Below are 8268 nucleotides of genomic sequence, written 5' to 3' on the forward strand. Positions count from 1 at the left end.
CAAATCCGGATCCACCACCACTGCACCCAGCACCCGCACCAAACGCACGGCCAGCAGTTCGGCTGACGCCACCTCGAACAGATCCGCGGCCACGGTCAGGGAGCCACGCAGACCCGCCGGCCGGCCCTCGGCGTCGAAGGTCTCCGAGAGATCCACCTCGACGTCGAACTTCGACCCGTGAACGTCCGCCGGGACCACTTCGGCGCGTAGCCCGGGGAGCTCCAGCACCGCCCCGGCATTGTTCTGGAGGGTCAGCATCACCTGGAAGAGCGGGTGACGCGCCATCGACCGGGTCGGCGCGAGCTCCTCCACCAGCTTCTCGAACGGCACGTCCTGGTGCTCGAACGCCGCCAGGGCCGTCTCGTGTCCCCGCGCCAGCAACTCCCGGAAGCTCGGGTCGCCCGACAGGTCCGCGCGGATCACCAGGGTGTTCACGAAGAAGCCGACCAGGTCGTCCAGCGCCGAGTCGGCGCGCCCGGCGACCGCCGAGCCGATCGGGATGTCGGTGCCTGCCCCGAGGCGGGAGAGCAGCACCGCCAGTGCGCTCTGCAGCACCACGAACGGGGTCACGCCCTCGGCCAGCGCCAGCTCCGCCAGCCGCGCGTGCATCTCGGCGGGAACCTCCAGGGGCACGCGGTGGCCGTGGTAGGAGCCGACCGTCGGGCGCGGACGGTCGAACGGCAGCGCCAGCTCCTCCGGAACGTGCACCAACGCGTCACGCCAGTACTCGACCTGACGCGACATCCGGCTGTGCGGATCGCTCTCTTCGCCCAGCAGCTCCCGCTGCCACAGGGCGTAGTCGGCGTACTGCACCGGCAGCGGCTCCCACTCGGGGGCCCGACCCGCCGAACGCGCCGCGTACGCCACCGAGACATCCCGGGCCATCAGGCGCATGGACCAGCCGTCACCGGCGATGTGATGTGTCGTCACCACAAGTGTGTGTGCGTCGGGTCCGGTCGAGTACAGCCAGGCCCGGATCGGGACCTCCTGCGACAGGTCGAAGGCGTACCCTGACGCAGCCGCCACCGCGCCGTTCAGGTCGGCCGGGGCCAACTCGGCCACGGCCAGCTCCCAGGCCAGCTCGTCGAGCTCGAGAATGCACTGGTGGGGCTCGCCGTCCAAGGTCGGGAAGACGGTGCGCAGCACCTCGTGCCGCCCGATCACGTCCCGCAGCGCCGCGTTCAGCGCCTCCGCATCCACCTGGCCCGACAGGCGAAGCACGACCGGGAGGTTGTATGTGGCGCTCGGGCCTTCCAACTGCCCGATGAACCAGAGTCGGCGCTGGGCGAAGGACAGGGGAACCATCAGGACTCCTCGTGGTTGCGCATCGGCCGAAGAGCCGGCCGGGTTGTCTTCTCGGTTCCCGCCCGCCGGGCCAGGCCGGCCACGGTTCGTCCTTCGAACACCGCCCGCAGCGGCAGCTCCACTCCCAGCACTTCCCGCACCCGGGTCACCAGGCGCGTGGCGAGCAGGGAATGGCCGCCGAGGGCAAAGAAGTCGTCGTCCATCCCCACGTTCCCAAGGCCGAGAACCTCGGAGAACAGGGCGCTGATGGCTGCCTCGCGGGCGTCGGCCGGCTTGCGGCCCTCGCCTGCCGTGTACTCCGGGGCCGGCAGGGCCTTGCGGTCCAGCTTCCCGTTGGCGGTCAGCGGCAGCGCATCGAGCACCACGGTCGCCGCGGGAACCAGATACTCCGGCAGCCGCTCGGTAAGGAACTCACGTACGAGCAGGGTGAGTTCGTCACTTGCACCGTCGGCGGCGACGACGTAGGCCACGAGCCGCCGGTCGCCGGGGGTGTCCTCGCGCGCAATGACCTCGGCCTGCGCCACCTGCGGGTGCTCGGCCAGCACCTCGCGGACCTCCGCCGGCTCGGCACGGAAGCCGCGGATCTTCACCTGGTGATCCGTACGACCTGCAAACAGCAGCCGGCCCTGCGCGGTCCAGCTCACCCGGTCCCCCGTGCGGTACATCCGGCCGCCCGGCTCGAACGGGCACGCCACGAACCGCTCCGCCGTCAACGTGGGCTGCTGCTCGTACCCGCGCGCCAGACCGGCGCCCGTGGTGTAGAGCTCTCCCTCCACACCCACCGGCACCGGACGCAGTGCGGCATCCAGCACATACACCCGCGTGTCGGCGATCGGCGTTCCGATCGGCACGGATCCGGCGCCCTCGGTCAGCTCGCCTGCGAGTACCTCGTGGACCGTGGTGAAGGTCGTGTTCTCGGTCGGGCCGTAGCCGTTGAACAGCCGTATCGACGGCAGCGCGGCCAGCAGCCGGCGGCAATGTGCCACGGACAGCGCGTCACCGCCCGCCAGCAGCCGCCGCACCCCGGCCAGCGCCGACACGTCCTGGTCCACCACCTCGTGGAACAGACCTGCGGTCAACCACAGGGTGTCCACCCCGTGCGCCGCCAGGAACGTTCCGACCTCGGCCACCGAAAGCGCCCCCGGCGCGGCGACCGCCAGCGTTGCCCCGGTCAGCAGGGCGCCCCAGACCTCGAAGGTCGCCGCGTCGAACGAGGCCGACGCCAGCTGGCCCACCACGTTCCCCGGCCCCAGCTCCAGATAGCCGGACTCGCGCACCAACCGGTCGACCGCCCGATGCGCAACAACCGTGCCCTTGGGCCGCCCCGTGGAACCGGAGGTGTAGATGACGTACGCCGCGTTGTCCGCACTCGACGGGGCGAGCAATTCCACGGCTTCCAGCGGGCCCTCGGTCAGTCCCGCCAGCTCCCGGCCCGTGCCCTCGTCGTCCAGCTCCACCCGGGCCAGGTCCGCTGCGCCCACGGCTATATGACTGTACGTCAGCAAGACGGCCGACGAGGAGTCCTGCAGCATGCGGGCGATGCGCTCCGCCGGGTACGACAGGTCCACCGGAAGGTATGCGCCGCCGGCCTTCGCCACCGCCAGCAACGCGACCACCAGCTCGACACCGCGCTCCAGGGCCACCGCCACCACCGACTCGGGCCCAACTCCCCGGCGGATCAGCAACCGCGCGAGCCGGTTGGCCCGCGCGTCCAGCTGCGCGTACGACAGTCTCGTACCGTCCGCGACCACCGCCACCGCATCGGGCGTTTCGGCGACCTGCGCCGCGAACAATTCCGGCGCCGTCGCCGCGGCCACACCTCGACCGCTGCTGTTCCACTCGACGAGCATCCGGTGCAGCTCGCTCTCGCCCAGCACCGCCACCGCACCCAGCGGCAGCTCCGGGCCGCCGTCCAGCGCCGTCTCGAGCGCCGACACGAGATTCGCCACCGCGGTGCGCACCAGCTCGCCCACCGCGACACCGTCCACAGGTGCCACCGCGTCCACGGACAGTGTGATCGCTTCGCCGTTGTCATCGACCATGAGCGCCAGCGGGAAGTTGGTGCGTTCCCGTGCGAACACCAGCCGGGTGCCCTCGAGTTCACCGTCCCAGCGCTCGTCCAGGTTCCGGCCGGCGTTGCGCCGGTAGTTGATGAACGAGGTGAACAGGGGGCTGCCGCCCGCCACACCGCTGGCACGCTGCGCCACCACCAGCGGGGCGTGCTCGTGCTCGAGGAGCTCAGCCAGCTGGCTCCGCATCGCGGAGACGGCCGCCACCACACCCAGTCGGTCGTTGCGGACGCGCAGCGGCAGGGTGTTGATGAACGGGCCGGGGATCCGGTCCGCGCCGGCGCCGGCGTTCATCCGACCCGACAGGACGGTGCCGAACACGACGTCCTGCTGGTTCGACACGGCCGACAGTACGCGCGCCCATGCCAAGTGCAGCAGTGTCGCCGGGCTCGTCCCCAGTCGGCGGGCGACCTCACGCAGTCGGGCGTCCACCCCCGGCGCCGGCTCGACCGGGCTGCGCACCAGGGCCGCGCCGTCGCCGCGCACGTCGACGAGGCCGAAGGGGGCGGTGGGCTCCTCGACGTCGCCGAGCAGAGCCTCGAAGTACCGCTCATGCTCGGCTTGGGCCGTTCCGCCGCGCGCCTGCGCGACGAAGTTCCGGAACGGCAGTGGCGCGGGGAGCTCGGCGCTTCGGCCCGTCAGGAACGCCTGGACCTCCGTCAGCAGCACGACCAGGGCCGTGTGGTCACGCACCATGTGGTGCGCCCGGACCAGCGCCAGCCACTTGCCGTCGCCGGGCACGGCCGCGATGTGGAGGGTGATCAGCGGCGGGCTGGACAGGTCCATCGAGTGGCCGCCCCGTTCCACCAACTCGGCGACCGGATCGGCACCCCGTGGATCCAGCTCGACCTCCGTGACCGGCAGCGGTGCGTGCCGCAGCACCACCTGCACCGGCTCGCGCAGCCCCTTCCAGACGTATGCGGTGCGGTAGATGTCGTGCCGGTCCACCACCTGCCGCATGGCCTGGGCGAACGCCTCCAGCCGCTGACGCGAGTCGAACTCCAGCACCGCGGGCATCACATAGGCGTCCTGGCCACCGTCCGCGAGCACATGGTGGAAGAGCAGGCCCTCCTGCAACGGGGCCAGCGGGTAGACGTCGGCCACGTTGGCCGCGCCGCCGGGGACGGTCGCGACCATCTGGGCGATCTCCTCCGCCGACAGCTCGACCATCGAGAGCATCTCCGGCGTGATCTCCGCCGCACCTGCGGGGATCAGGTTGGCCGGCGCCACGATCCGCTCGGCGCCCACGGAGGCCGCCACACCGGCGGGGGTAGGGCTGTCGAACAAGGTCCTCACCGAGACGGACACGCCCTGCACCCGCAGAAGCTCCACCAGCCTGACCGCCACCAGGGAGTGCCCGCCCAGCTCGAAGAAGTCGTCGTCCACGCCGACCCGCTCCAGACCCAGGACCTCGGCGAAGGCCGCGCAGACGATCTCCTCGCGGGCATCCGCCGGTGCCCGGCCGGAACCGGCCAGGCCTGCGAAGTCCGGTGCCGGGAGCGCCTTGCGATCCAGCTTGCCGTTGGCGGCAAGCGGCAGCGCCTCCAGCACCACCACGGCCGACGGCACCAGATGCTCCGGCAGCCGCTCCGCCGCGAACTGCCGCAACTGCGCCGCAAAGCCCTCGCCGTCCGAGCCGTCGCCGGGCACGGCGTAGGCGACCAGGCGGGTGTCACCGGGGGTGTCCTCACGCGCGACGACCGCGGCCTGGGCGACCTGCGGGTGCGCGGCCAGGACCGCTTGGACCTCGCCCGGCTCGACCCGGAAACCGCGGATCTTCACCTGTTCGTCCGCACGGCCCAGGAAGACCACCTGGCCGTCCGCGGTCCACTTCGCCCTGTCACCCGTGCGGTACATCCGCGTACCCGGCTCGAACGGGTTGGCTACGAACCGCTCGGCGGTCTGGCCCGCCCGCCGGACGTAGCCACGTGCCAGCTGGGCACCCGCGACGTAAAGGGCGCCCGGCACGCCTACCGGCACAGGCTGCAGGCGGTCGTCCAACACGTGCATCCGGGTGTTGCCGGTGGGCCTGCCGATCGGGACCGCCCCGTCGGCCACCAGGTCGGCGGTCAGCCTGGTGGTGGCCACACCGATGGTGGTCTCGGTCGGGCCGTAGTGGTTGAACACCGGACGCTCACCTGCCGCCTCCAGGAGCTCCCGCACCCAGCCCGGGGTGGCGGCCTCACCGCCGAGTACCAGGGCCTTCGCCGGGAGCACGTGCTCCAGGCCAGCCACGGCGCCCAGCGCCGCGAGGTGCGAGGGGACGGCCTTCAGGTCGTCGATGGCGTGCTCGGCCAGGTAGCCGGAGACCGCGGCCGGGTCGGTGACGGCCCGCTCCTCCAGGATGTGCAGCTCACCGCCGGTCACCAGGCTCGCGAAGAGGACGGTGTTGCCGAGGTCGGTGGCCTGGGCCTGGAGCAGCGCGTACCGACTGCCCGGCTCGGTGAACCCGATCCGCGGAGGGACAGTGGACACGTAGTTGGTCAGCGCTCCGTGGGTGACCGCCACGCCCTTCGGTCGTCCTGTCGAACCGGAGGTGTAGATCACGTAGGCCAGGCTGCCCGGGTCGGCCGCTGTCTCCGGCGCGGTCGCGGGCGCCGCGGCCAGTTGCACAGCCGTCAGCGTCCCGTCGAGCGCGACCGTCCGGATCCGTCCGGCAGGCAGGTCGTCCAGGACCTCTTCGGTGGTGAGCACCAGCGCCACTCGGGTGTCGGTGAGCATGAACGCCGCCCGGTCCGCCGGGGTCTCGGGATCGAGCGGCAGATAGCCGGCTCCCGCCTTCCAGACCGCCAGCATCGCGTTGATCATTGCGATGCCGCGGGGCAGAGCCAGGCCTACGACGGACTCGGCGCCGATGCCCTGGCCGACCAGGTAGTGCGCGAGACGGTTCGCCCGGGCATCCAGCTCGGCGAACGACACCCGCTCGCCGCCGGCGACGATTGCCACCGCGTCGGGCGTCCGCGCCACCTGAGCCTCGAACAGGCCTGCGACCGTTCCCCGCGGCACCTCGATCGCCGTGTCGTTCCACTCCATCAGCAGGCGGGACCGCTCGGCGTCCTCCAGCACCCGGACCGCGCTCAACGGCACTTCCGGGCCACCGTCCAGCGCCGCCTCGAGCGCGGTTACCAGGTTCCCGGCGGCAGTGCGTACCAGCACGCCCACCGCGGTGGAATCGATCGGGGCCACGGCATCCACGGCGACCTCGATCCCGTCGCCGTTGTCGTCGACCAGGACCACAAGCGGGTAGTTGGTGCGCTCACGCGAGAGCAGCAGCCGGGTCCCCTCCATCACCGTGCCCGTACGTTCCTCGGCGCTCTGCATCTCGTTGCGGCGGTAGTTGAGGAACGAAGTGAACAGAGGGGTGTCGCCGACAAGGCCACTGGCCCGCTGCGCCGCCACCAGTGGCGCGTGCTCGTGCTCCAGCAGTTCTGCCAGCTGGTCGCGCATCGCGGTGACGGCGCCCAGCACGCCCTGATGGTCCGTGAGCACCCGTACGGGCAGCGTGTTCATGAACGGTCCGGGAACCCTGTCGGCACCGGCCCCGGCGTTCATCCGGCCGTACAGCACCGTGCCGAAGACCACGTCGCCACGGCCGCTGACCGCGGCCAGCACCCGGGCCCATGCCACGTGCATCAGCGTGGCGGGACTGGTCCCGAGCCTGCGCGCGGTCTCCCGCAGGCGTACGTTCAGCTCCTCGCCGAACGCTGTCACTCCGTGGACCGAACCCGCCCCGTCGCCGCGCACGTTCAACAGCCCGTACGCCGCGGTCGGCTCCGTGACGTCACCCAGCAGACCGGCGAAGTACCGCTCGTGCTCCTCGAGCGAGACCCCTCCGCGTGCCTGAGCGACGAAGTTGCGGAACGGCAGCGGCGTCGGCAGCTCCGACGCGCGCCCGGCCACGATCGTCCGCACCTCGCTGAGCACGACTTCGAGCGCGGTGTGGTCACGTACCGTGTGGTGCATCCGGGCGAGGGCCATCCAGCCTCCGCCCGGCAGCGCGGCGTAGTCGACCCTGATGAGGGGGGCACGGCCCAGGTCCATCGAGGAGCCGACGATCGCCTGCAGCTCGGCCGCCGGGTCGGTGGTCCGCGGGTCGAGGGTCACCTCGGTCACCGGCAGCACGGCCCTGCGCCACACCACCTGCACCGGCTCACGCAGCCCCTCCCAGACGAGCGAGGTCCGAAAGATGTCGTGCCGGTCCACCACCAGTTGCAGCGCGTCGAGGAATGCGTCCAGGCGCGCCCGGGTGTCGAACTCCAGCGCCGCCCGCAGCACATAGGCGTCCTCGCCGCCCTCAGCGAGCAGGTGGTGGAAGAGCAGGCCCTCCTGCAGCGGAGCCAGCGGGTAGATGTCGGCGATGTTGGCTGCGCCGCCCTCGACGGAGGCGACGATCCGCGCGATGTCGTCGGCGCTCAGGTCGACCAGGGGCAGCATCTCCGGGGTGATCTCACGGGCGTCGGCGGGGATCAGGTTCTCCGGCACCTCCACCTGCGTCGCGCCGGTGGAGGCTGCCAGGCCGGCCGGGGTCGGGGACTGGAAGAGCGTCCGCACCGACACCGACACACCCTGCGATCGCAGCCGCTCCACCAGGCGGATCGCCATCAGCGACTGCCCGCCGAGCCGGAAGAAGTCGTCATCCACTCCGACGCTCTCCAGGCCCAGGACGTCCCCGAAGGCGGCGCAGACGATCTCCTCGCGCGCGTTCGCCGCGCCCCGGCCACCACCGGTCGCGTACTGGGGCACCGGCAGGCCCTTGCGGTCGAGCTTGCCGTTCAGCGTCAGCGGCAGGGCGTCCACCACCACGACCGCAGCCGGAACCATGTACTCCGGCAGCCGCTCCGCAGCGAAGCCCCCCACCAACTCCGGCAGTTGACCAACATCACCATCGGCCACC

At 71.6% G+C, this 8268-nt stretch carries 2 protein-coding genes; both read right to left on the reverse strand.

Annotated features, from left to right (window positions below):
- Window positions 1–1305: condensation domain-containing protein (locus AAW14_RS38720; RefSeq protein WP_265569164.1), on the reverse strand; the 1305-nt coding region annotated here is incomplete at its 3' end.
- A complete protein-coding gene (locus tag AAW14_RS38725) occupies window positions 1305–8231 on the reverse strand; it encodes a non-ribosomal peptide synthetase (protein WP_265569165.1) in 6927 nt (2308 codons plus the stop codon). The genes AAW14_RS38725 and AAW14_RS38720, both read right to left, overlap by 1 nt.
- Between the last annotated feature and the right edge of the window lie 37 nt (window positions 8232–8268).

This window comes from Streptomyces hygroscopicus, from assembly GCF_026168105.1.
In the GTDB taxonomy this organism is placed as follows: domain Bacteria; phylum Actinomycetota; class Actinomycetes; order Streptomycetales; family Streptomycetaceae; genus Streptomyces; species Streptomyces hygroscopicus_D.